The organism is Azoarcus indigens, from assembly GCF_004361735.1.
GTDB lineage: Bacteria > Pseudomonadota > Gammaproteobacteria > Burkholderiales > Rhodocyclaceae > Azoarcus > Azoarcus indigens.
Genome location: NZ_SNVV01000011.1, coordinates 153,649 through 174,417, shown reverse-complemented (window position 1 = coordinate 174,417; position 20,769 = coordinate 153,649). Strand labels below are relative to the sequence as shown.

General features: G+C 67.4%; 21 protein-coding genes. 13 read left to right on the top strand and 8 right to left on the bottom strand.

Features of this window, described 5'->3' with window-relative positions:
• Positions 1-9: 9 nt before the first annotated feature.
• From C7389_RS14115 to C7389_RS14095, 5 genes are all read left to right on the top strand, one after another.
• On the top strand, positions 10-945 hold the full coding sequence (locus tag C7389_RS14115; protein ID WP_133592518.1) for a branched-chain amino acid ABC transporter permease: 936 nt from the start codon (positions 10-12) through the stop codon (positions 943-945).
• A gap of 10 nt (positions 946-955) precedes the next feature.
• The gene (locus tag C7389_RS14110; RefSeq protein ID WP_133592516.1) at positions 956-2,053 is read left to right on the top strand and encodes an ABC transporter permease subunit; all 1,098 of its coding nucleotides are present in this window, start codon (positions 956-958) and stop codon (positions 2,051-2,053) included.
• The gene (locus C7389_RS14105) at positions 2,050-2,823 is read left to right on the top strand and encodes an ABC transporter ATP-binding protein (protein ID WP_133592514.1); all 774 of its coding nucleotides are present in this window, start codon (positions 2,050-2,052) and stop codon (positions 2,821-2,823) included. The genes C7389_RS14110 and C7389_RS14105 overlap by 4 nt, the downstream gene beginning before the upstream one ends.
• Positions 2,813-3,556 (top strand): ABC transporter ATP-binding protein, encoded by a 744-nt coding sequence (locus C7389_RS14100; protein ID WP_133592512.1) that lies wholly within the window; start codon positions 2,813-2,815, stop codon positions 3,554-3,556. Before C7389_RS14105 ends, C7389_RS14100 begins: the two co-directional genes overlap by 11 nt.
• A 77-nt stretch (positions 3,557-3,633) precedes the next feature.
• Complete coding sequence (locus tag C7389_RS14095) at positions 3,634-4,026, top strand: rhodanese-like domain-containing protein (protein ID WP_246034771.1); 393 nt, start codon at positions 3,634-3,636, stop codon at positions 4,024-4,026.
• Between the two features lie 10 nt (positions 4,027-4,036).
• Here C7389_RS14095 and C7389_RS14090 read toward each other — a convergent pair whose 3' ends face one another.
• A complete protein-coding gene (locus C7389_RS14090; protein WP_133592510.1) occupies positions 4,037-5,233 on the bottom strand; it encodes a multidrug effflux MFS transporter in 1,197 nt (398 codons plus the stop codon).
• Between the two features lie 32 nt (positions 5,234-5,265).
• The gene (locus C7389_RS14085) at positions 5,266-6,783 is read right to left on the bottom strand and encodes a YifB family Mg chelatase-like AAA ATPase (RefSeq protein ID WP_133592508.1); all 1,518 of its coding nucleotides are present in this window, start codon (positions 6,781-6,783) and stop codon (positions 5,266-5,268) included.
• Between the two features lie 195 nt (positions 6,784-6,978).
• Between C7389_RS14085 and C7389_RS14080 the strand changes: the two genes are divergently transcribed.
• Positions 6,979-7,830 carry a GDSL-type esterase/lipase family protein gene (locus tag C7389_RS14080; RefSeq protein WP_162851746.1) on the top strand — a complete coding sequence of 284 codons (852 nt, stop codon included), beginning with the start codon at positions 6,979-6,981 and terminating at the stop codon, positions 7,828-7,830.
• 57 nt (positions 7,831-7,887) lie between these two features.
• Here the strand turns inward: C7389_RS14080 and C7389_RS14075 are convergent, their stop codons facing one another.
• Positions 7,888-8,136, bottom strand: a complete 249-nt coding sequence (locus C7389_RS14075) for an accessory factor UbiK family protein (RefSeq protein ID WP_133592504.1) — start codon at positions 8,134-8,136, stop codon at positions 7,888-7,890.
• Between the two features lie 299 nt (positions 8,137-8,435).
• Between C7389_RS14075 and C7389_RS14070 the strand changes: the two genes are divergently transcribed.
• The 5 genes from C7389_RS14070 (at position 8,436) to C7389_RS14050 (ending at position 13,128) form a co-directional block, all read left to right on the top strand.
• Complete coding sequence (locus C7389_RS14070) at positions 8,436-9,203, top strand: TorF family putative porin (RefSeq protein ID WP_133592502.1); 768 nt, start codon at positions 8,436-8,438, stop codon at positions 9,201-9,203.
• 57 nt (positions 9,204-9,260) lie between these two features.
• Positions 9,261-9,599, top strand: coding sequence for a P-II family nitrogen regulator (gene glnK, locus C7389_RS14065; protein ID WP_133592500.1), 339 nt, complete (start codon positions 9,261-9,263; stop codon positions 9,597-9,599).
• 14 nt (positions 9,600-9,613) lie between these two features.
• Positions 9,614-11,005: an ammonium transporter gene (gene amt, locus C7389_RS14060; protein ID WP_133592498.1), complete on the top strand. Its 1,392-nt coding sequence runs from the start codon at positions 9,614-9,616 to the stop codon at positions 11,003-11,005.
• A 254-nt stretch (positions 11,006-11,259) separates the two neighbouring features.
• Positions 11,260-11,955 carry an OmpW/AlkL family protein gene (locus C7389_RS14055; RefSeq protein ID WP_133592497.1) on the top strand — a complete coding sequence of 232 codons (696 nt, stop codon included), beginning with the start codon at positions 11,260-11,262 and terminating at the stop codon, positions 11,953-11,955.
• A gap of 270 nt (positions 11,956-12,225) precedes the next feature.
• Positions 12,226-13,128 carry a MarR family transcriptional regulator gene (locus tag C7389_RS14050; protein ID WP_133592495.1) on the top strand — a complete coding sequence of 301 codons (903 nt, stop codon included), beginning with the start codon at positions 12,226-12,228 and terminating at the stop codon, positions 13,126-13,128.
• A 408-nt stretch (positions 13,129-13,536) separates the two neighbouring features.
• On the opposite strand, the gene purU is transcribed toward C7389_RS14050, so the two are convergent.
• Both purU and thrH read right to left on the bottom strand, forming a co-directional pair.
• The gene (purU, locus tag C7389_RS14045) at positions 13,537-14,412 is read right to left on the bottom strand and encodes a formyltetrahydrofolate deformylase (protein ID WP_133592492.1); all 876 of its coding nucleotides are present in this window, start codon (positions 14,410-14,412) and stop codon (positions 13,537-13,539) included.
• Between the two features lie 29 nt (positions 14,413-14,441).
• Complete coding sequence (thrH, locus tag C7389_RS14040) at positions 14,442-15,053, bottom strand: bifunctional phosphoserine phosphatase/homoserine phosphotransferase ThrH (RefSeq protein WP_133592490.1); 612 nt, start codon at positions 15,051-15,053, stop codon at positions 14,442-14,444.
• Between the two features lie 209 nt (positions 15,054-15,262).
• Here thrH and C7389_RS14035 point away from each other — a divergent pair, with 209 nt between their 5' ends.
• Complete coding sequence (locus C7389_RS14035; protein ID WP_133592488.1) at positions 15,263-16,468, top strand: cyclic di-GMP phosphodiesterase; 1,206 nt, start codon at positions 15,263-15,265, stop codon at positions 16,466-16,468.
• Positions 16,469-16,565: 97 nt separating this feature from the next.
• Here the strand turns inward: C7389_RS14035 and C7389_RS14030 are convergent, their stop codons facing one another.
• Positions 16,566-18,497 carry an ATP-binding cassette domain-containing protein gene (locus C7389_RS14030; RefSeq protein WP_133592486.1) on the bottom strand — a complete coding sequence of 644 codons (1,932 nt, stop codon included), beginning with the start codon at positions 18,495-18,497 and terminating at the stop codon, positions 16,566-16,568.
• Between the two features lie 87 nt (positions 18,498-18,584).
• On the opposite strand from C7389_RS14030, the gene C7389_RS14025 reads away from it, so the two are divergent.
• Positions 18,585-19,187 carry a hypothetical protein gene (locus tag C7389_RS14025; protein ID WP_133592484.1) on the top strand — a complete coding sequence of 201 codons (603 nt, stop codon included), beginning with the start codon at positions 18,585-18,587 and terminating at the stop codon, positions 19,185-19,187.
• A 146-nt stretch (positions 19,188-19,333) separates the two neighbouring features.
• On the opposite strand, the gene C7389_RS14020 is transcribed toward C7389_RS14025, so the two are convergent.
• A complete protein-coding gene (locus C7389_RS14020; RefSeq protein ID WP_133592482.1) occupies positions 19,334-19,960 on the bottom strand; it encodes a 2-hydroxychromene-2-carboxylate isomerase in 627 nt (208 codons plus the stop codon).
• A 155-nt stretch (positions 19,961-20,115) separates the two neighbouring features.
• Positions 20,116-20,751, bottom strand: coding sequence for a histidine phosphatase family protein (locus C7389_RS14015; protein WP_133592480.1), 636 nt, complete (start codon positions 20,749-20,751; stop codon positions 20,116-20,118).
• Between the last annotated feature and the right edge of the window lie 18 nt (positions 20,752-20,769).

Below are 20,769 nucleotides of genomic sequence, written 5' to 3'. Positions count from 1 at the left end.
AGGGGCACGATGGACGCAGAAACCCTCCAGCAGCTGATCAACGGGCTGGTGATCGGTAGCGTGTATGCGCTGATCGCACTCGGCTACACCATGGTTTACGGCATTCTCGGCCTCATCAACTTCGCCCATGGCGACGTGCTGATGGTGGGTGCCATGACGGCCTTGCAGACCATGCTCTTCCTGATGGGCGTGGCGCCCGGCATGTCGCCGGTGGCCATGCTCACCCTGGCCCTGCTGGTGGCGATCCCGGTCTCCATGCTGATCGGCTACACCATGGAGCGGCTGGCCTACCGGCGGCTGCGCAACGCGCCGCGGCTGGCGCCGCTGATCACCGCCATCGGCATGTCCTTCCTGCTGCAGACGCTGGCGATGATCATCTGGGGCCGCAACTACCACACCTTCCCGCAGCTGATTTCGACCACGCCGCTGCAACCGGTGGAAGGCGTATTCGTGACCCCGGTGCAGATCGTCATCATCGTCGTCTCGGCGCTGCTGATGATAGGCCTCACCCTGCTGGTGAACCGCACCCGCATCGGCCGCGCGATGCGCGCCACCGCGGAGAACCACCGCACCGCCAGCCTGATGGGCGTGGATACCAACGCGGTGATCGCCTTCACCTTCATCATCGGCGCCGGCCTCGCCGCCGTGGCCGGGGTGATGTACGCCAGCAACTACGGCATCGCCCACTATGGCATGGGCTTCATGCCGGGGCTGAAGGCCTTCACCGCGGCGGTGCTGGGCGGCATCGGCAACCTGGGCGGCGCCATGCTGGGCGGCATCGTGCTCGGCCTGGTGGAATCCTTCGGCGCCGGCTACATCGAACGCCTCACCTTCGGCTTCCTGAACTCGTCCTACCAGGACATCTTCGCCTTCATCATCCTGGGCCTGGTGCTGATCTTCCGGCCCACCGGCCTGCTCGGCGAACGGGTGTCGGACCGGGCCTGAGGACGCAAGCATGAACGAACTCGCCGCCGCCGTGCCCTGGCTGGGCAAGCGCAACCCCGCCGCCGCCCGCTGGCTCATCCTCATCCTCGCCATCGCCGCCCCACTGATCGCCTGGCAGTTCGGCCGCAGCTGGGTGCGCATCCTGGACTTCGCTCTGCTCTACATGATGCTGGCGCTGGGCCTGAACCTGGTGGTGGGCTTCGCCGGCCTGCTGGACCTGGGCTACATCGCCTTCTACGCGGTCGGCGCCTACACCTTCGCCTTCCTCGCCTCGCCGCATTTCGAGGTGCATCTGCCCTTCTGGCTGGTGCTGCCGCTGGGCGCCGCCTTCGCCGCGCTCGCCGGCATCATGCTGGGCTTTCCGGTGCTGAGGCTGCGGGGCGACTACCTCGCCATCGTCACCCTGGGCTTCGGCGAGATCGTGCGCATCTTCATGCTCAACCTGAACTACCCGGTGAACATCACCAACGGCCCGCAGGGCATCGGCATGATCGACCCCATCGTGCTGTTCGGCTGGGATCTGTCGCAGAACCTGCAGATCACCGAGCGTTTCGCGATCAACTCGCTGTTCCTCTACTACTACGCATTCCTCGCCTGCGTCGCCGGCTCCATCCTGTTCATCCGCCGGCTGCAGATCTCCCGCGTGGGCCGCGCCTGGGCGGCAATGCGGGAGGACGAGCTGGCGGCCAAGGCCATCGGCATCAACACCCGCAACCTCAAGCTGCTCGCCTTCGCCCTGGGCGCCACCTTCGGCGGCGTCGCCGGTTGCCTGTTCGGCGCCTTCCAGGGCTTCGTGTCGCCGGAATCCTTCTCGCTGATGGAATCCATCGCGGTGCTGACCATGGTGGTGTTCGGCGGCATGGGCAACATCGCCGGCGCGGTGATCGGCGCCTTCGTGCTCGCGCTGCTGCCGGAAATCCTGCGCCACATCGCGGTACCGCTGCAGCAGGCGGTGTTCGGCCATGTGCTGCTGGATCCGGAGGTGCTGCGCATGCTGCTGCTCTCGCTGGCCATGATCCTGATGATGCTGCTGCGCCCCACCGGGCTGATCCCCGCCCGCGCCCGCTACGCCCATCCCGAGAACCTGCACCGGAGCAGCCAGCCATGAAGACGCTGCTGGAAGCCCGCGGCATCGGCAAGCGCTTCGGCGGCCTGCAGGCGCTGGCGGACGTTTCGCTGACCATACGCGAGGGCGAGGTCTACGGCCTGATCGGCCCCAACGGCGCCGGCAAGACCACCTTCTTCAACGTGCTCACTGGCGCCTACACGCCGGATGGCGGCGGCTTCGCCTTCGACGGCGGCGAGCTACCCACCGGCAAGCCGCACCGGGTGGTGGCGCGCGGCATCGCCCGCACCTTCCAGAACATCCGCCTGTTCCGCGAGCTGACCGCGCTGGAAAACGTGATGGCCGGCCATCACATCCGCACCCGGGCCGGCATCTGGGGCATCCTCATCCAGAACCGCCACACCCGCGAGGAGGAACGCGAAACCACCGAGCGCGCCTACGAGCTGCTGCGCTACGTCGGCATAGAGCGCTTCGCCGACACCGTGTCCCGCCACCTTTCCTACGGCGACCAGCGCCGGCTGGAGATCGCCCGCGCCCTCGCCACCGAGCCACGCCTGCTGGCGCTGGACGAGCCCGCCGCCGGCATGAACGCCACCGAGACCGGCCGCCTCAAGGCACTGATAGAGCAAATCCGCGGCGATGGCGTCACCGTGCTGCTGATCGAGCACGATGTGAAACTGGTCATGGGCTTGTGCGACCGCGTGGCGGTGCTGGATTTCGGCCGCAAGATCGCCGAGGACGTGCCGGCGGTGGTCCAGCGCGACGAGGCGGTGATCAAGGCCTATCTGGGCGGAGGCAAGCATGCCCACTGAAGAGAAGACGCCGCTGCTGCAACTGCAAGCTCTGCAGGTAGCCTACGGCGGCATCCAGGCGGTGAAAGGCATCAGCCTGGAACTGCACCATGGCGAGCTGGTGTGCCTGATCGGCGCCAACGGCGCCGGCAAGACCACCACGCTGAACGCCATCGCCGGCGTGCTGCCCATCGTCGGCGGCAGCATCGCCTACGAAGGCAAGCCCATCGCCAACCTGCCGGCGCACAAGCGCCTGCGCCAGGGCATCGCCCTGGTACCGGAAGGCCGCGGCATCTTCACCCGGCTGACGGTGGAAGAGAACCTGCGCATGGGCGCCTACACCCGCCGCGACCGCGCCGGCGTGGAGGCCGACCTGGAGCGCATCTACACCATGCTGCCGCGGGTGAAGGAGCGCCTGCACCAGGTGGCCGGCACCCTGTCCGGCGGCGAGCAGCAGATGGTCGCCATCGGCCGGGCGCTGCTGTCGCGGCCTCGCCTGCTGCTGCTGGATGAACCCTCGATGGGGCTGGCGCCGCTGGTGGTGGAGAAGATCTTCGAGGTGGTGCAGTCGGTGTCGCGGGAGGGCGTCACCATCCTGCTGGTGGAGCAGAACGCCAACCTGGCGCTGGAGTTCGCCCAGCGCGCCTACGTCATGGAGTCCGGCCAGATCACCCTGAGCGGCAGCGGCGCCGAGCTGCTGGCCGATCCCAAGGTGCGCGCCGCCTATCTCGGCGAGCTGGACGAACCGGCCTGAGCCGGCGGGAATCCCGCCACGCGGCCCCGCCGGCCGTATTGCCGTTACAGAATATAATGCTTCTCTAAAGGAGAAGCATGATGAAGGAACTCAGCCCCAGGGAGGCCCACGCCTACCTGCAGACCACCCCGAACGCGCTGCTGATCGACGTGCGCAGCGAGATCGAGCACCACTTCGTCGGCCACCCGCCGGCGGCACGGCACGTTCCCTGGAACGACGGGCCGGAATGGGCGGTGAACCCCGACTTCGTCAGCGACGTCGAGAAGCTCGCCGGCGACCGCAAACGCCCGCTGCTGCTGCTCTGCCGCAGCGGCAACCGCTCGGAAATGGCGGCGCAGGCCTTGATCGCCGCCGGCTTCAGCCAGGTCTTCAACATCGTCCATGGCTTCGAGGGCGACCTGGACGAACACCACCACCGCAACACCCTGAACGGCTGGCGGCACGACGGCCTGCCCTGGGAGCAGTGCTGAGGCGCAGGCCTCAGCCCGGCGGGCGCAGCCCGGTCACCCGCTCCCAGCCAAGGTAGGCCAGCAGCCCCAGCGCCAGGAACAAGCTCATCCCCGCTGCCAGCGACAGCGTCGATTGCCACAGCAGCGGCGCCAACGCGCCGGCGGTGAGCGCATTGAGGCCAACCTGCAGGAAGCTCTGACAGCTGGACGCCAGCCCGCGCCGCGCCGGGAAGATTTCCAGCGCGAGCAGCGTCAGCGCCGGCATCGCCAGCGACATGCCGAAGGTGAAGACGGCGATCGGCACCACCGACCAGGGCAGGCCGGGCACCAGCAAGGCCGCCACCAGCAGATTGAAGCCGGCGGCGAAGATCATGACGGCGAAGCCGATCGCGATCGCCCGCCGCGGCGTCCACCGCTCCGCCATGCGGCCGGAGAGCATGGAACCCAGCATCATGCCGGCAACCGAGGGCACGAACAGCCAACCGAAGTCGGTCGCCGCCAGGCCCAGGTGCTGCATCACGAACACCGGCGCCGACAGCACGTAGAGGAAGAAGCCGTTGAACTTCAGCGCCACCGCACTGGCCACCAGCAGGAAGGCCGGATGGGTGAGCACCTTCCAGTAAGCACGGGCGAGTTCGCCGGGGTGCAAGGGCTGGCGCGCCGCTTCCGCCAGCGTCTCCGGCAGGTAGCGCCAGGTCAGCCAGGTGAGCAGCACGCCGAACAGGGTCAGGAAGACGAAGATGGTCCGCCAGCCGCCCAGCGCCAGCAGGCCGCCGCCGACCATGGGCGCGATCGCCGGCGCGATGGCGAAGATCACCATCACCCGCGACATCAGCCGCTGCGCCTGCGGCCCCTCGTGCAGGTCGCGGATCACCGCCCGCCCCACCACCATGCCGGCACCGCCGCACAGCCCCTGTATCGCCCGCCCCAGCCACAGCCATTCCACCGACGGCGCCAGCGCGCACAGCGCCGAAGACACCGCGAACATGCCGCTGGTGGCGAGCAGCACCGTGCGGCGGCCATAGCGGTCGGCCAGCGCGCCATGCCACAGCACCATGAAGGCGAAGGTCGCCATGTAGGCGGTCAGCGTCTGCTGGATCTCCAGCTGGGTGGCGCCCAGGGCGGCGGCCATCTGGGCGAAGGCGGGGAGGTAGGTGTCAATGGCGAAGGGGCCGACCGCCGACAGGGCGGCCAGCAGCGCCGCCAACATGGGGCTGGAAACGGGCATTCTTGTTTTTCCGGTCTGTCAGGGGGGAAGGCTCAGGCGCCTGTCCGCCGGCGCTCCTCGAACCCCCTGCGATACTGGATCGCTTCGGCGACGTGGGCTGCGGAAGGACGTTCGACACCGGCCAGATCGGCCAGCGTGCGGGCCACCCGAAGCACGCGATGATACGCCCGCGCCGACAGGTTGAGACGCATCATCGCCTCCCGCAGCAGGTTGGCGGCAGCGCTGTCCGGCATGCAGTACGCCTCTACCGCGGCCGCCTCCAGCCGGGCGTTCGCCACGCCCTGGCGCTGCTGCTGCCGCGCCCGCGCCTGGGCGACCCGCGCACGCACCACAGCGGTCGTCTCGCCTGGGACGGCGCCCACCAGTTCGTCGTGGGTGGGCGCCGGCACCTCTATCATCAGGTCGATACGGTCCAGCAGTGGTCCGGAGAGGCGGCCACGGTAGCGGGAAATCTGATCCGGTGTGCACCGGCACGGCCGCCGGGGATGGCCGGCGTAGCCGCAGGGGCAGGGATTCATCGCCGCCACCAGTTGGAAACGCGCGGGAAAGATGGCTTTGCGCCTGGCCCGCGCCACCGTCACCACGCCGGTCTCCAGCGGCTCGCGCAGGGCCTCCAGCACTCTGCGGTCGAACTCCGGCAGTTCGTCCAGGAACAGGACTCCATGATGGGACAGCGAGATCTCGCCTGGCCGAGGTGAGGCGCCACCGCCGACGATGGCAGCGCTGGAAGCGGAGTGATGCGGAAAGCGGAAGGGCCGGCGCCCCCAATCCCCCGGATCGAACTCGCCATCCAGCGAATGCAGCGCCGCCACCTCCAGCGCCTCCGCTTCGTCCATTGCCGGCAGCAAGCCCGGCAGCCGCTGGGCCAGCATGGACTTGCCGGTGCCAGGCGGGCCGAACAGCAGCAGCGAATGCCCACCCGCCGCGGCCACCTCCAGCGCGCGGCGGGCCTGCAGTTGGCCGCGCACGTCGGCGAGGTCAGGCCCGTTCTCGCCCTCTCCTGCCTGGGCGGGGGGCCGCGCCTGCAGCGGCAATTCCTCATGACCGTTGAGGTGGGCGCACACCGCCAGCAGGCCAGCAGCCGGCCGCACGCACACCGTCCGCGCCAGCGCCGCCTCGTGGGCATTGTCCGCTGCCACCACCAGGTTGCGCCTTGCCCGGCCAGCCGCCAGCGCGGCGGCGAGCACCCCGCGCACGCCCCGCAGACTGCCATCCAGCGACAACTCGCCGCAGAACTCGTACTCGTCGAGGCGGGCGCCTTGCACCTGGCCGGACGCAACAAGGATGCCCAACGCGATGGCGAGATCGAAACGGCCGCCCTCCTTCGGCAGATCCGCCGGCGCGAGGTTGACGGTGATGCGCCGGGCGGGGAACTCGAAGCAGGAGGTGGTGATGGCAGCCCGCACCCGGTCACGCGCCTCGCGCACCTCGGTATCCGGCAGGCCGACCAGGCTGAAGGTGGGCAGGCCGTTCGCCAGATGGACCTCCACCATGACCTCCGGGGCCGCCAGGCCATCCACGGCCCTGGCACGGACCAACGCAAGCGACATTCGGCACTCCCTGGCAGAAAGCCCGGATTATGCCAAATTGCTAATCCGGCCATAACCGCGGGAAACCCCAGTCGCGCCGTCTGGGCCGCCAGCTGCGCTGCACCGCAAAACGCCATCGACATCATGGCGTATAGCTTCTATTGTTCCTGTGTCATTGCCTCATCCGGGGCAGGCATACACAGGAGATGCAGGAACATGGCCCGATACGCGGTGGACGTCATCCAGGCGACCAACCTCAACAACGAAGATGCGCAATCCCGGCTGGACGACAAGCAGGCCTACACCTGGCGCTTCCTCGCCGAAGGGGATTCGTGGTTCACCATCGGGGCCATTCCCTCTTCCAGCTATCTGTACGAGCTCAGCCTGTCACGGCCTTCTGTACTGCTGAACCTGGGTTACCCGGGCGACACCCTGAGCAACATGGCGCAGGTGGCGGGCAACAAGGAGTTCGCGCGCCGCCTGGCGCATCCGAACTGGGCGTCGGACTGGGACGCCATCCTGCTCAGCGCCGGCGGCAACGATCTGGTGAACAAGGTGGATAAGCTGGTGGTGCAATCACCCGCTGCCGACACGCCGGTGAAGGACTGCATAGACCCGGAGGAGTTGGCGCGCTTTCGCGCCCGCATCCGCCAGGGCATGGAAGAAATTGTCGCGCTGCGGGATGCGCCTGGCAGCGTCAATGCCGGCAAGCCCGTCATCGCCCATACCTATGACTACCCGACGGCGCGGCCGGCGCCGGGCAATTTCCTCTTCGTGCCGGTCACCCAGCCGTGGTTGATGCCCAACTTCGTCGAGAGGAAGGTGCCGGAGACGCTATGGCCGGCACTGGCGAGGCATCTGCTGGATCTATTGGGAGATGTGCTGCTGGAACTGGAGCGCGAGTTGCCAGCCTTCCATGTGGTGGACACCCGCGGCACGCTGGAGCCGGCCGCCGCCGGCGCGCGCGGCAACAGCGGCGACTGGCTGAACGAAATCCACCCGAATGCGGCAGGCTACCGCAAGTTGGCTGCCCGCCTGTCAGCAGCGATAGAGCGGGTGCTGACCTGATGAACCACGCCGGGGAAGCCCCCGGCGCAACCGGGGGAAAGGAGGCGCTGCGCCGGCTCAGACGCCGCCGCCGGCCCGCTCGGCTTCCAGCGCGGCCACGCGCGCCTCCAGCTCCTCCAGGCGCTTGCGGGTCTGTGCCAGGACTTCGCGCTGGACTTCGAATTCCTCCCGGGTCACCAGGTCCAGTTTGGCGAAAGCGCCGGTAAGCACGGCGCGGACGTTCTTTTCGATGTCGCGGGCAGGGTTGCCGGCCGCCAGTTCGGAGAGCTTGGCGCCGATCTCGTCGAGGATACGGGGAGTAGTCATGGCCGCAGAGGATCCGGATGTTCGGGAAACGCCAAAGTCTAGCACCGCGATGGGGCTGAAAGCCGCTGCTGGCGCCGCATCGGCCTTTTTGGTGCTTACCTTACATTTCAATGCACCAAAAAAGTGCATAAACCCTGGCGGTTTTCACCCCGCCCCGCGCCGCAGTGCAAGATTCTGCTCGCATGCGTTCCCCATCTAATTGCAAGCCCTTATTTCAGCGGCTTTTCCCCGAGCTGGCACGGCGCGTGCATAGCTCCCCCTGCGAAAAACACCACCCGTTCAACTAGGAGATAAAAGCCATGCGCAAGAGCAGTCTCGCAATCGCAGTCCTCGCTTCTATGCAACTGATTGGCACCGGTGTCGCCCATGCCCAGGAGGAGAGCCCGTTCAGTGCCAACGTCAGCCTGACCAGCGATTACGCCTATCGCGGTATCAGCCAGACCGACGAAGGCCCGGCTCTGCAGGGTGGGTTCGACTTCAAGCATTCCAGCGGTTTCTACCTCGGCACCTGGGGCTCCAGCATCTCCTGGCTGCGCGACGTGGAGCATGCCGCAAGAAAAGAGGATTCGACATTCAGTTCATCTTCCGGTAGCAGCCTGGAACTAGATTTCTACGGTGGTTACTCGAAGGAGTTTGGCGACTTCGGGCTTGATGTCGGCCTGCTGCAGTACTACTACCCGGGCAGCTATAGCAGCGCCTGGAAGGCAGGGACCGGCCTCAAGAACCCGAACACCCTGGAAGGCTACGTGGGCCTGTCCTGGAAGTTCCTGTCCTTCAAGTACTCCCACGCTTTCACCGACCTGTTCGGCGCGCCGGATTCCAAGGGCAGCCAGTACTTCGACCTGTCCGCCTCCTATGAGGTCGCCGATGGCATCAGCCTCGATGGCCACTACGGCCACCAGATGATCACCGGCCCTGGCAAGTCCTACTACGACTGGAAGCTGGGCGTGACCGCCTCTTACTGGGGCGTAGACTTCGGCCTGCACTACGTGGATACCGACATCAGCCACAAGGACTCGGTTGACGCCGACGCCCGCTACATCTTCTCGGTAACCAAGTCCTTCTGACCATCAACTCCGGATACGGGACGAGCGTCGTCCCGGCCGGGCAAAAGGAGAAGCAATATGAAGTTCATCACCGCCATCATCAAGCCATTCAAGCTCGACGAGGTGCGTGAGGCCCTGTCCGCCATCGGCGTCCAGGGCATCACCGTCACCGAAGTCAAGGGATTCGGTCGCCAGAAGGGCCACACCGAGCTCTACCGCGGCGCGGAATACGTCGTCGACTTCCTGCCCAAGGTGAAGATCGAGGCGGCCATCCGCGACGACCTGCTCGACCAGGCGATCGAAGCGATCGAGAAGTCCGCTTCGACCGGCAAGATCGGTGACGGCAAGATCTTCGTCTTCGACCTCGAGCAGGCCATCCGTATCCGTACTGGTGAAACAGGCGCCGACGCGCTGTAAGGGAGAACAAGGGAATGAAAAAACTATTTGCAATCCTGCTGACGGCGCTGACCGTCGGCTTTGCGGGCGGCGTTTACGCCCAGGAAACCGCGGCGCCAGCCGCCGAGCCGGCAGCCGAAGCGCCTGCTGCGGCACCGGCCGCTGCCGCAGAGGCCCCGGCGGCCGAAGAACCTGCCGCCGCCGAGCCCAAGCTCGACACGGGTGACACCGCCTGGATGCTCACCTCCACCATGCTGGTCATCCTGATGACCATCCCCGGCCTCGCCCTGTTCTATGGCGGCCTCGCCCGCAGCAAGAACATGCTGTCGGTGCTGATGCAGGTCTTCGTGATCTTCTCCCTGATCACCGTCCTGTGGTGCATCTACGGCTACAGCCTGGCCTTCTCGGGTGAAGGCAAGTTCATCGGCGGCCTGGAACGGATCTTCCTGAACGGCATCACCGCCGACACCATGTCCGGCATGCTGCCCACCATCCCCGAGCTCGTCTTCGTGGTGTTCCAGTCCACCTTCGCGGCGATCACCACCGCGCTGATCGTCGGCTCCTACGCCGAGCGCATCAAGTTCTCCGCGGTGATCCTGTTCTCCGTGCTGTGGTTCACCTTCAGCTACGTGCCCATCGCCCACATCGTCTGGGGCGGCGGCCTGCTGGGTGCCGATGGCGCGCTGGACTTCGCCGGCGGTACCGTGGTCCACATCAACGCCGGTGTCGCCGGCCTGGTGGGTGCCTATGTGCTCGGCAAGCGTGTCGGCTTCGGCAAGGAAGCCTTCACCCCGCACTCCCTGACGATGACCATGATCGGCGCCTCCCTGCTGTGGGTGGGCTGGTTCGGCTTCAACGCCGGCTCCGCCGGTGCGGCCAACGGCATCGCTGGCCTGGCCTTCATCAACACCGTGCTGGCCACTGGCGCCGCCACCCTGGCGTGGATCACCGGTGAAGCGCTGTTCAAGGGCAAGCCCTCCATGCTCGGCGCGGCCTCCGGCGCGGTTGCCGGCCTGGTCGCGGTGACCCCGGCTGCCGGCTTCGTCGGCCCGATGGGCTCCATCGTCCTCGGCCTCATCGCCGGCTTCGTCTGCCTGTGGGGCGTGAGTGGCCTGAAGCGCATGCTGGGTGCGGACGACGCCTTCGACGTGTTCGGTGTCCACGGCGTGGGCGGCATCGTCGGCGCCATCCTGACCGGCGTGCTGGCCTCCTCCGCCTTCGGCGGCGTGAAGGGCGACGACTTCGCCATCGGCGCGCAAGTCGCCATCCAGGTGAAGAGCGTGATCTTCACCATCGTGTGGTCCGCCGTGGTCTCCTTCGTTGCCTACAAGATCGTCGATCTGCTGGTCGGCCTGCGGGTGCCGGAAGAGGAAGAGCGCGAAGGCCTGGACGTCACGTCCCACGGCGAAACCGCCTACCACCACTAAGCAGCTTCTCCGAGCCGGCCTCTCCTCCGGTTCCATCCAAGGCGCCCTTCGGGGCGCCTTTTTTATTGGCTGATGGGAAGCGCGGCCTTCCCCACGCAATGCGATTCGGTACTACCGGAACCAAGTCCTCTATTTTTTGTCGCCATAACCCTACGAATTAAGTGGCAATTGAGCCAAGTCAATATCGATATCCCGCGGCTGCCTAGCATGAGCGCCGGCCAACATCGGCCGTTCGATTCGACTGGAGTCAGTCCATGCGTAAACAACTGTTCACTGCGTCCCTGGCCGCGCTTGCCCTGTCCGCTCCCCTCGCCCACGCTCACGAAGCCGGCGACATCTTCATTCGCGCAGGCGCCGCCAACGTGAGTCCGGTGGAAGACAGCTCGCGCCTGAAGATCAACGGCACCGCCGTTGACGGCACCAAGGCGACCCTGAACGACAATACCCAGCTGGGCCTCACCGGCACCTACATGATCACCGACAAGATCGGTATCGAACTGCTGGCCGCCACGCCCTTCACCCACAAGATCGGCATCAAGGGCGTGGATGCCGCACTCGGCGTCCCCGCCGGCACCATCGACGGCAGCTTCGGCGAAACCAAGCACCTGCCGCCCACCGTCAGCCTGCAGTTCTACCCGCTGGACTCCAAGTCCCGCTTCCAGCCCTACGTCGGCGCCGGCCTGAACTACACCTGGTTCTTCGACGAGAAGCTGACGAGCCGCCAGAAGGCCAATGGCTTCAGCGACCTGAAACTGAAGAACTCCTGGGGCCTCGCGCTGCAAGTCGGCATGGACGTCATGATCACCGACAAGCTGATGTTCAACGCCGCGGTCTGGCGCATCGACATCGACACCACCGCCAGCGTCAACCACAACGCACTGGGCAAGGTGAAGGTCGACGTGGACGTCGATCCCTGGGTGTACATGGTCGGCCTCGGCTACAAGTTCTGATCTACCTCAGCACCCGGACCGCGCGGAGCCCTTTTGGCGGCTCCGCGCCGTTCCTGCGCCGGGTTTGACCCTGGCGAAGCCGCCATGGGATCATCCGCCGGCCATGCATCCAGCCTATAGGAATGCGCGCCAGCCCCCGGGCGCGGCTCTCTCCTCCCCCACCGCCATGGGTCTTCTTGCAGCCCAGCCGGACACCGCTGCCAGGCAGCGCTCCTCCGCTTTCCCCCAGCGTTGTTGCCAGCACGGCCGCTGCCCGTCCATCCACCCGGCATGAGCCAGGATTTCTTCGACCATTCGATGCAGCTGGAACTGCTGGCGCCGGACGAAGCCTGTGCGGAACAGGCAAGGCGGCTGGTCGCACGCGGCGGTTTTACCTGCCAGGCGACATTGAACCGCGCCATCCAGGCCCTGCGCGCCGACATGGACTGCAGTTGGGAGGAGATCGACGAATTCGCCGCCCTGATTGCCGAACTGTTCGAGGTCGTCACCCCGGACACCGGCACCTATGATAACGCCCGCCTGCTCGCACGCCAGCATGGCCTGGATCTGGACGACGCCCTTGCCCTCGCTTGTGCCCAACAGGCCGGCTGCGCCCGCCTGCACTCCCTCCACCTGCCGGCGGATCTGAGGCTGGAAGGCGGGCTGAGCGTCAATAATCCCCAGCCGCGGAAACGCCCCGCTGCCGGCCGCAGCGGCGACACCAGGCGCAAGCGGATCACCAACCTCTATGCCCGCCCCGGCTTCCTGCTGCGTCGTGCCCATCAGATCTCGGTGGCCATTTTCGAGAGCGCATGCGCCGATATCGAGCTGACGCCCGCCCAGTTCTCGGTGCTTACCGCCCTCTATGCCCGCCCCGGCTACGACCAGACGAGCCTGGCCCGCGCGCTGGGCATGGACAAGGTCACCATCTCCCACCTGCTACGCGGGCTGGAGGCCCGCGGTCTGGTGCTCCGAGCCGCCACCGAGCAAAGCCGCCGCGGCCTCGCCATCTCGCTGACCGACGCCGGCAGCGCCCTGCGGGACCAGGCCGAACCGCGGGTGGAGCGCGCCTACCGCCAGTTGCTGGCGCCGCTCGGCAGGAGTCAGCAAAAGCAGCTGCTGGGCCTGCTGCATACCCTGAACACCCGGCTGGAACCGCTGGCCCGCACCACATTCAAGCCCATCCCGGAGTGAAGTCGCGCTGGCACCCTCAGCCGGCATGCCCGCTCAGCTTCCGACCAGCTTGCCGCAAAAGGCGCCACCGCCGCCTTGAACATGATGCGTATGCCGTAGCGGCCGGCGGGATAGCCGCTGACGGGAAGACAACGTGGCGCAGCAGATGGAGCGTCATCGGCACTCCGTGAAATAGGCGCCGCCGAGGGTTCTCGGCAGCGGTGGAGATGGACCTGCCGCGCCCGCGCGGCCCGGATGATCCGGCGCTGTTCGAGGTGCGCCGGGAGATCAGGCAGGCGCCGGCGTTGCGCGGCGAACGCTGGCATAGCGCTGCAGGCCGGCGGCAAGAAAAGAGGCCCGGCACGCGATCACGCGCCGGGCCTCTTCCTTTTCTGCCTACCCTGTCCGCGCCGAAGGCCGGCAAAAAACTCAGCGGAACACGATGGTCTTGTTGCCGTGGACCAGCACCCGGTCTTCCAGGTGGTAGCGCAGGCCGCGGGCCAGCACGGTTTTTTCGATGTCCTTGCCGTAGCGCACCATGTCTTCCACCGAGTCGGAATGGTCGATCCGGATCACGTCCTGCTCGATGATGGGGCCCTGGTCCAACTGGGCGGTCACATAGTGGCAGGTGGCGCCGATCAGTTTCACGCCCTTGGTCCAGGCCTGGTGGTAGGGCCTGGCGCCGACGAAGCTGGGCAGGAAGCTGTGGTGGATGTTGAGGATGCGGCCGGGGTAGGCGCCGCACAGCTCCGGCGACAGGATCTGCATGTAGCGCGCCAGCACCATCACGTCGCCGCCCACGTCCTCGAACAGGCGTTGCACCTCGGCATAGGCCGCCGCCTTGTTGTCGGCGGTCACCGGCACATGGTGGAAGGGGATGCCGTGCCATTCGACGAAGCCGCGGAAGGTGTCGTGGTTGGAGATCACGCAGGGGATCTCGATGTCCAACTCCTTCGATTGCCAGCGCGCCAGCAGGTCATAGAGGCAGTGCTCCTGCTTGGACACCAGCACCACAACCCGCTTCTTCACCGCGGAATCGCTGATCTTCCACTCCATGTCGAACTCTTCCGCGATGGGGCGGAAGCGCTCGCGGAACTCGGCGAGATGGAAGGGCAACGAGGAAGCCTTGATCTCGATGCGCATGAAGTAGCGCCCCACCTCTTCGCCCTCGCCCGGCGGTTCCGCGTGCAGCGAGGTTTCGAGGATCCAGCCCTTGTGTTCGGCGATGAAGCCGGAGACGCGGGCGACGATGCCGACGCGGTCGGGGCAGGAGGCGGAGAGGGTGTAGAAGCGTTCGCGGTGCATGAGAGTACGGCTGGGGACGGCGGGAAGGATCAGGCGTTGCGTTCGAAGGCGAGGTCGATTTCGCGGCGGAGGGCAGCGTAGTCGCGCACTACCGGGAACTGCGGGAACTCGCGCACCACGTTTTCCGGCGGATGGAACAGGATGCCGCCGTGGGCTTCGCCCAGCATCGCGGTGTCGTTGTAGGAGTCGCCGGCGGCAACCACCTTGAAGTTCAGTTCCTTGAAGCGCTTCACCGCCTCGCGCTTCTGGTCCGGCATACGCAGGTGGTAGTTCACCAGGATGCCGTCGGCACCGGCTTCCAGGCTGTGGCAGAACAGCGTCGGCCAGCCGAGCTGGCGCATCAGCGGATGGGCGAATTCGTAGAAGGTGTCGGACAGGATCACCACCTGGTACTGCTCGCGCAGGCTGTCGAGGAACTCGCGCGCGCCGGCCATCGGGCCCATGCTGGCGATCACGTCCTGGATGTCGGGCAGGCCCAGCTTCTTCTCCGCCAGGATGTTCAGGCGGTACTTCATCAGGGTGTCGTAGTTCGGCTCGTCGCGGGTGGTCCGGCGCAGTTCCGGGATGCCGGTACGTTCGGCGAATTCGATCCAGATTTCCGGGACCAGCACACCTTCAAGGTCGAGACAGACGATTCTCACCAGACGCTCCTGTGGCACGAGAGGGCAAAGGCGCGATTCTAGCAGCCGCAGCCGCCCTCGCCCCATCCGCCGAGGAGATTGGCGGCCGCCGTGGAGGATGCCCGTATCCGGGCATTTCCCCGGTGGAAACGCCGAAGGCCAGCTTCCATACTGCTCGCAAACGCCCCCAAGGCCCGCCCCAGGCCGCCCCTCCCCCGCCCGCATCTCCCATGATCAAGCTCATACCCATCGACAAGCTAAGGCCGGGCATGTATGTGCACGACCTCAACTGTGGTTGGTTCGACCACAACTTCGCCCTCAACCACTTCGCGGTAAAGAACGAGAAAACCCTTGAGGAGGTGCGCGCCATCGGCGTGCACGAGATCTACATCGACACTTCGCGCGGCGCCGACGTGGACGGCGGAACCTCGGCGGAGGAGCAGGCCCGCAAGGTGGATGCGCAGATCGAGGCCATCGCCGCCGCCGGCCCGGATGTGCAGCCGCCGCCCTCGGTGGCGGAGGAGATGCGCCAGGCGCGCGGCCTGCATCGGCAGGCCCACCGCATCGTGCGCAGCATGATGAGCGACATCCGCCTGGGCCGGCAGATCGAGATGGAGCAGATCGAGCCGGTGGTGGAGCGCATCATCGATTCCATCTTCCGCCAGCAGGACGCGCTGCTGCCGCTGGCGCGGCTGAAGACCCACGACGAGTACACCTTTCTGCACTCGGTCTCGGTCTGTGCGCTGATGACCGCCTTCGCCCGCGCACTGGAACTGCCGCGCGACATCATCCACGAGATCGCCGTCGGCGCCCTGCTGCACGATGTCGGCAAGGCCAAGGTGCCCGACTGCATCCTGAACAAGCCGGCCAAGCTCACCGACGCCGAGTTCGACAAGATGAAATCCCACGTAGTGCAGAGCAAGATCATCCTGCAGCACACGCCGGGCATCAGCCAGATCGCGCTGGACGTGGCCGCTCAACACCATGAGCGCTTCGACGGTACCGGCTATCCGAACAAGCTCAAGGGCGAGGAGATCAGCCTCTACGGCCGCATGGGCGCCATCGTGGATGTGTACGACGCCCTTACCTCCGACCGTGTCTACCACAAGGGCATGCCGCCCACCGAGGCGCTGCGCAAGCTGCTGGAGTGGAGCAAGTTCCACTTCGAACCGACGCTGGTGCAGGCCTTCATCCGCGCCATCGGCATCTACCCCACCGGCTCACTGGTGCGCCTGGAGAGCGGCCGGCTGGCGGTGGTGCAGGAGCAGCATCCGGAACATCTGCTGCAACCCACGGTGAAGGTGATCTACCACAGCAAGGGCCACTACCTGGAGCCGGAGGTGGTGGACCTCCGCCGGGTGCAGCAGGAACGCATCGTCGGCCATGAAGCATTCGAGAGCTGGGGGATAGACCCGGCGCGCTGGCTGACGGCCTGAGTGCTTGGGAAGGAAGTGCTGGCGTGACGGCGTACTCCGTCTTCCGCCCTTGCAGGGAAGGGGAAGCGGCGCCTGGGATACCAGGCCCCCGCTGCCCTCAATCCGCCGGCAAGCCTTCCAGCGCCTCCGAAATCTCCAGCCAGCGCAGTTCCGCCTCGTCTATCCAGCCGGACAGTTCGGCCTGGCGCTTGAGCAGGGTCTGCAGCTGGGCGGCTTCGGCGCCGGTGTAGAGCGCGGGATCGGCCAGGCGGGCGTCCAGCAGCTTCTTTTCGCCTTGCCAGCCGGCCAGCTTCTTTTCGATCTGGTCCAGTTCCTTCACCAGCGGCCGGCGCGCTGCCAGCCGCGCCTGGCGGTCGGCGGCGGCCTGTTCGCGTTCGGCCTTGCGGCTGGCCTTGTCGGCGCCGCGGGCCGGGTCCTGGGCGGCAGCCGCGCTTGCGGCACGGCGGGCGGCCAGCCAGTCGCGGTAGTCGTCCAGGTCGCCGTCGAAGGGCTGCACCCGGCCGTCGTCCACCAGCAGGAAGCGGTCACAGGTGGCGCGCAGCAGCGCGCGGTCGTGTGACACCAGCACCATGCCGCCGTCGTAGTCCTGCAGCGCCAGCGTGAGGGCGTGGCGCATTTCCAGGTCGAGGTGGTTGGTCGGTTCGTCCAGCAGCAGCAGGTTGGGCCGCTGCCAGATCAGCAGCGCCAGCGCCAGCCGCGACTTCTCGCCGCCGGAGAAGGGGCCGCAGGCGGCGGTGGCCGGGGTGGAGGTGCCGCCGTTGCCGTCGCCGCGGAAGTCGAAGCCGCCGAGGTAGTCGCGCAACTCCTGCTCGCGGGTGGCCGGGTCCAGGCGCAGCATGTGCTGCAGCGGCGACTCATCCGGCCTCAGGGTTTCCAGCTGGTGCTGGGCGAAGTAGCCGATGGCGAGGCCCTTGCCTTCCAGCCGGCGGCCGGCGGCGAGCTCCAGTTGGCCGGAGAGCAGCTTGATCAGCGTGGACTTGCCCGCGCCGTTGCGGCCCAGCAGGCCGACGCGCTCACCTGGCCGCAGCACCAGGCCGATGCGCTCCAGCACCGTCTTGCCGGCGTAGCCGACCGCGCCGTCCTCGATCTGCAGCAGCGGGTCCGGCGCCGCCGGGCTGGGGCGGAAGCCGAAGCTGAAGGGCGTATCCACATGGGCGGCGGCGATGCGCTCCATCCGCTCCAGCGCCTTGATGCGGCTCTGCGCCTGGCGCGCCTTGGTAGCCTTGGCGCGGAAGCGGCGCACATAGTCTTCCATGTGGGCAATCTGGCGCTGCTGGCGCTCGTACAGCGATTGCTGCTGCGCCAGGCGCTCGCCGCGCTGGCGCTCGAAATCCGAGTAACCGCCGCTGTACAGCGTGAGCTTCTGCTGTTCGATGTGGGCGACGTGGGTGACGCAGGCGTCGAGGAACTCGCGGTCGTGGGAGATCAGCAGCAGGGTGCCGGGGTAGTCGCGCAGCCACTGCTCCAGCCAGATCACCGCGTCCAGGTCGAGGTGGTTGGTGGGTTCGTCCAGCAGCAGCAGGTCGGAGCGGCACATCAGCGCCTGGGCGAGGTTGAGGCGCATGCGCCAGCCGCCGGAGAAATCGGCCACCGGCCGCTCCATGTCGGCAACGGAGAAGCCCAGGCCATCGAGCAGCGCGGCGGCGCGGGAGCGGGCGGCGTAACCGCCGATCTCGTGCAGGCGGGCGTGCAGCTCGCCGATGCGCTCGCCGGCGTGGGCGGCCTCGGCCTCCACCAGCTCGGCCTCCACCTTGCGCAGCTCGATGTCGCCATCCAGCGCATACTCGATCGCCGGCCGCGGCAGGCCGGGGGTTTCCTGGGCGACGTGGGCGACGACCCAGCCGGGTGGCATTTCGAGATCGCCCTGCTCCTGGTGCAGCTCGTCGCGCAGCAGCGCGAACAGGCTGGATTTACCGCTGCCATTGGCGCCGGTGAGGCCGACGCGCCAGCCGGGGTGGATCTGCAGGGTGGCACCCTCGACCAGGGTCTTGGCGCCACGGGCGAGGCGCAGGTTGCGAAAACTGATCACGGGCGGAAGCTGTCGACAAACAAAGGCGGTATTCTACGCATCCCGCGCAAGCCGCCCCGCAACCTTATTCCGCAGCCCTGTCGCCGCATGTCCACACGCCTCGTTCCCGCCCTGCTGCTCGCCCTGATCATCCCGCTGGCCTCCGCCCAGGATTCTTCCACCGCCGGCACGCCCGCGGAGCAGATCTCGCGCCTGAAGGCGGAAGCCAAGAAGCTGCGCGCGCAGGCGGATTCGACCTACACCACGGCGGAACAGGAGTGCTACCGCCGCTTCCTGGTGAATGCCTGCATCGACAAGGAGAAGCAGCGCCGCCTGGACACGGTGACCGAGGCGCGCAAGCTGGAGGCCGAGGCCCGCCGCATCGACCTCGCCGAGAAGCAGCGCATCGCCGCCGAGAGCCCTGGGGCCAAGCCGCCCCGGGAAGCGGCCGCGCCCTCGCCGGATGTCACCATCCAGCCGGCGAGCGAAGCCGAGCGCATCCGCGCCGAGCGCGACGCCGCCGCCCGCCGGGCGGAGCAGGATGCCGCCGCCTCCCGCAGCGCCGCCGACAGCGCCCGCAGCCGCCAGCGCGGCGAAGCCGCCGCCGAGGCCGCCGACCGCGCCGACCAGGCTGCCCGCGATCGCGCCCGCTACGAAGAGCGCATCCGCGACTACGAAGAGAAGAAAGCCCGCGACGCCGACGGTCGCTGAGCAAAACCGCGCCATCACACGCGGGCGCTTATCCAGGCGCAGCGGGGAAAACGCCGGGAGCGCGAGCGAGATGCGCCTCAGCGCCGCTCTCTCTTGCGCGCCCGCGCCTCCGTCGCCGCAGCCCTGTCCCGGACCTCGCCCCGCGCTCAACCCGGAACGCCCCCTTCGGCGGCCCCCGCCTGACAGGCCCAGGCCAGCGCATCGTCCAGCCTGTCGTTGCCCCAGAACAGCTCCTTGCCGGCGATGAAGCTGGGGGCGCCGAACAGCCCGGCCTCGGTCGCCTGCTCGGTCTGCCGGCGCAAAGCCAGTTTGTTCTCCTCGCTCCCGGCGCGCGCCAGCAGCTCGGCCGCCGGCAGGTTCATGCGCTGCAGCAGGTCGGCGATCACCGCCGGATCGCCGATGTCCTTATCCTCGGCGAAATTCGCCGTCATCGCCGCCCGCGAGAAGGCCCCCACCCACCCTTCGCCGGCTCCCAGCAACGCCACCCGCGCCGCCAGCAGACCGTTGCGCGGAAAGCGGCTGGGCAGGCGGAAGGGCAGCGCGTATTTGGCCGCCGAGCGCTCCATGTCGCGCCACATGTAGCGGCCTTTGGGCGGATAGATGTTGAAGGGCGAGTCGTTCCAGCCCAGCGCCAGGAAAACCGGCCCCAGCAGGAAAGGGCGCCAGGCGAGCCGCACGCCGGCGGTCTGCGCCGCTTTTTCCACCCGCATTACCGCCAGATAGGAATAAGGGCTGGCGAACTCGTACCAGAACTCCATGACCGGACCTTGCATGAGGCATACCTCCAGGGGAGAAACGGCTATCGGCCGATTGCCGGCAGGGCAGGCGCATGATGGCGCCGTGTCCGCGCGCCCGCCAGCCGTGCTGCTCGCGGACCGTCATCCTAACGCCATAGCCGGCGCCCGCCGCCGCCGAGTCTCGGCGCCGCTCAGCCCAATCGCCAGCCGGCGTCGTCGTGCAGGGCGGCGAAGCCCTGTCCGTTTGCAATCGGTGTGCCCAGGTCGATCTGGCGGAAGCGCCGCATGGTGGGGCCATCCACAGCGGAAAGCTGACCGGCGATGAAAAGGCGGGTGGCCTGCAGGAACTGGCCGTGGCCGAACACCAGAATGTCGCGCCGGCCCTGCTGGCGGTAGTCGGCGAGCTGCGTCAGCGCGCCGGTGACCCGGCGGTGGAACAGCCTGAAGCTCTCGGCATCCTCGCCCTCCACCCGCTGCGGGTCTTCCGCCTGCCAGTAGGCATCCGCCCACGGCCGGCGCTGGTGCACCGTGGTGCCGGCGCAGCGTGCCGGGCTCAGGTAGGTGAATTCCTGGATCGCCAGGCTGAGCACCGGAATGCCGGGAAAGCGGGCGATGGTGGGCGCCGCCGTCTGCCGTGCGCGCAGGAAGGGCGAGGTGATGATGAGATCGGGTGCCGCGCCGATGCCGCCGGCGATCTCCGCCGCCTGCGCCATGCCGTGGTCGGTCAGCGGAATGGCGGCGGGGGCGTCGCTGGGCAGGCCGGCGTTGGCGGCGCTCTCGCCGTGGCGGAAGAAGCGGACGCGCAGGGTGTCGGTCGGGAATGTCATGGGTTCGGAAGCGGCTCC

Bases quoted from the DNA above. Each gene is read 5' to 3' on its own strand.
- C7389_RS14115 (WP_133592518.1), top strand. From the start codon at position 10: ATGGACGCAGAAACCCTCCAGCAGCTGATCAACGGGCTGGTGATCGGT.
- C7389_RS14110 (WP_133592516.1), top strand. From the start codon at position 956: ATGAACGAACTCGCCGCCGCCGTGCCCTGGCTGGGCAAGCGCAACCCC.
- C7389_RS14105 (WP_133592514.1), top strand. From the start codon at position 2,050: ATGAAGACGCTGCTGGAAGCCCGCGGCATCGGCAAGCGCTTCGGCGGC.
- C7389_RS14100 (WP_133592512.1), top strand. From the start codon at position 2,813: ATGCCCACTGAAGAGAAGACGCCGCTGCTGCAACTGCAAGCTCTGCAG.
- C7389_RS14095 (WP_246034771.1), top strand. From the start codon at position 3,634: ATGATGAAGGAACTCAGCCCCAGGGAGGCCCACGCCTACCTGCAGACC.
- C7389_RS14090 (WP_133592510.1), bottom strand. From the start codon at position 5,233: ATGCCCGTTTCCAGCCCCATGTTGGCGGCGCTGCTGGCCGCCCTGTCG.
- C7389_RS14085 (WP_133592508.1), bottom strand. From the start codon at position 6,783: ATGTCGCTTGCGTTGGTCCGTGCCAGGGCCGTGGATGGCCTGGCGGCC.
- C7389_RS14080 (WP_162851746.1), top strand. From the start codon at position 6,979: ATGGCCCGATACGCGGTGGACGTCATCCAGGCGACCAACCTCAACAAC.
- C7389_RS14075 (WP_133592504.1), bottom strand. From the start codon at position 8,136: ATGACTACTCCCCGTATCCTCGACGAGATCGGCGCCAAGCTCTCCGAA.
- C7389_RS14070 (WP_133592502.1), top strand. From the start codon at position 8,436: ATGCGCAAGAGCAGTCTCGCAATCGCAGTCCTCGCTTCTATGCAACTG.
- glnK (WP_133592500.1), top strand. From the start codon at position 9,261: ATGAAGTTCATCACCGCCATCATCAAGCCATTCAAGCTCGACGAGGTG.
- amt (WP_133592498.1), top strand. From the start codon at position 9,614: ATGAAAAAACTATTTGCAATCCTGCTGACGGCGCTGACCGTCGGCTTT.
- C7389_RS14055 (WP_133592497.1), top strand. From the start codon at position 11,260: ATGCGTAAACAACTGTTCACTGCGTCCCTGGCCGCGCTTGCCCTGTCC.
- C7389_RS14050 (WP_133592495.1), top strand. From the start codon at position 12,226: ATGAGCCAGGATTTCTTCGACCATTCGATGCAGCTGGAACTGCTGGCG.
- purU (WP_133592492.1), bottom strand. From the start codon at position 14,412: ATGCACCGCGAACGCTTCTACACCCTCTCCGCCTCCTGCCCCGACCGC.
- C7389_RS14035 (WP_133592488.1), top strand. From the start codon at position 15,263: ATGATCAAGCTCATACCCATCGACAAGCTAAGGCCGGGCATGTATGTG.
- C7389_RS14025 (WP_133592484.1), top strand. From the start codon at position 18,585: ATGTCCACACGCCTCGTTCCCGCCCTGCTGCTCGCCCTGATCATCCCG.
- C7389_RS14020 (WP_133592482.1), bottom strand. From the start codon at position 19,960: ATGCAAGGTCCGGTCATGGAGTTCTGGTACGAGTTCGCCAGCCCTTAT.
- C7389_RS14015 (WP_133592480.1), bottom strand. From the start codon at position 20,751: ATGACATTCCCGACCGACACCCTGCGCGTCCGCTTCTTCCGCCACGGC.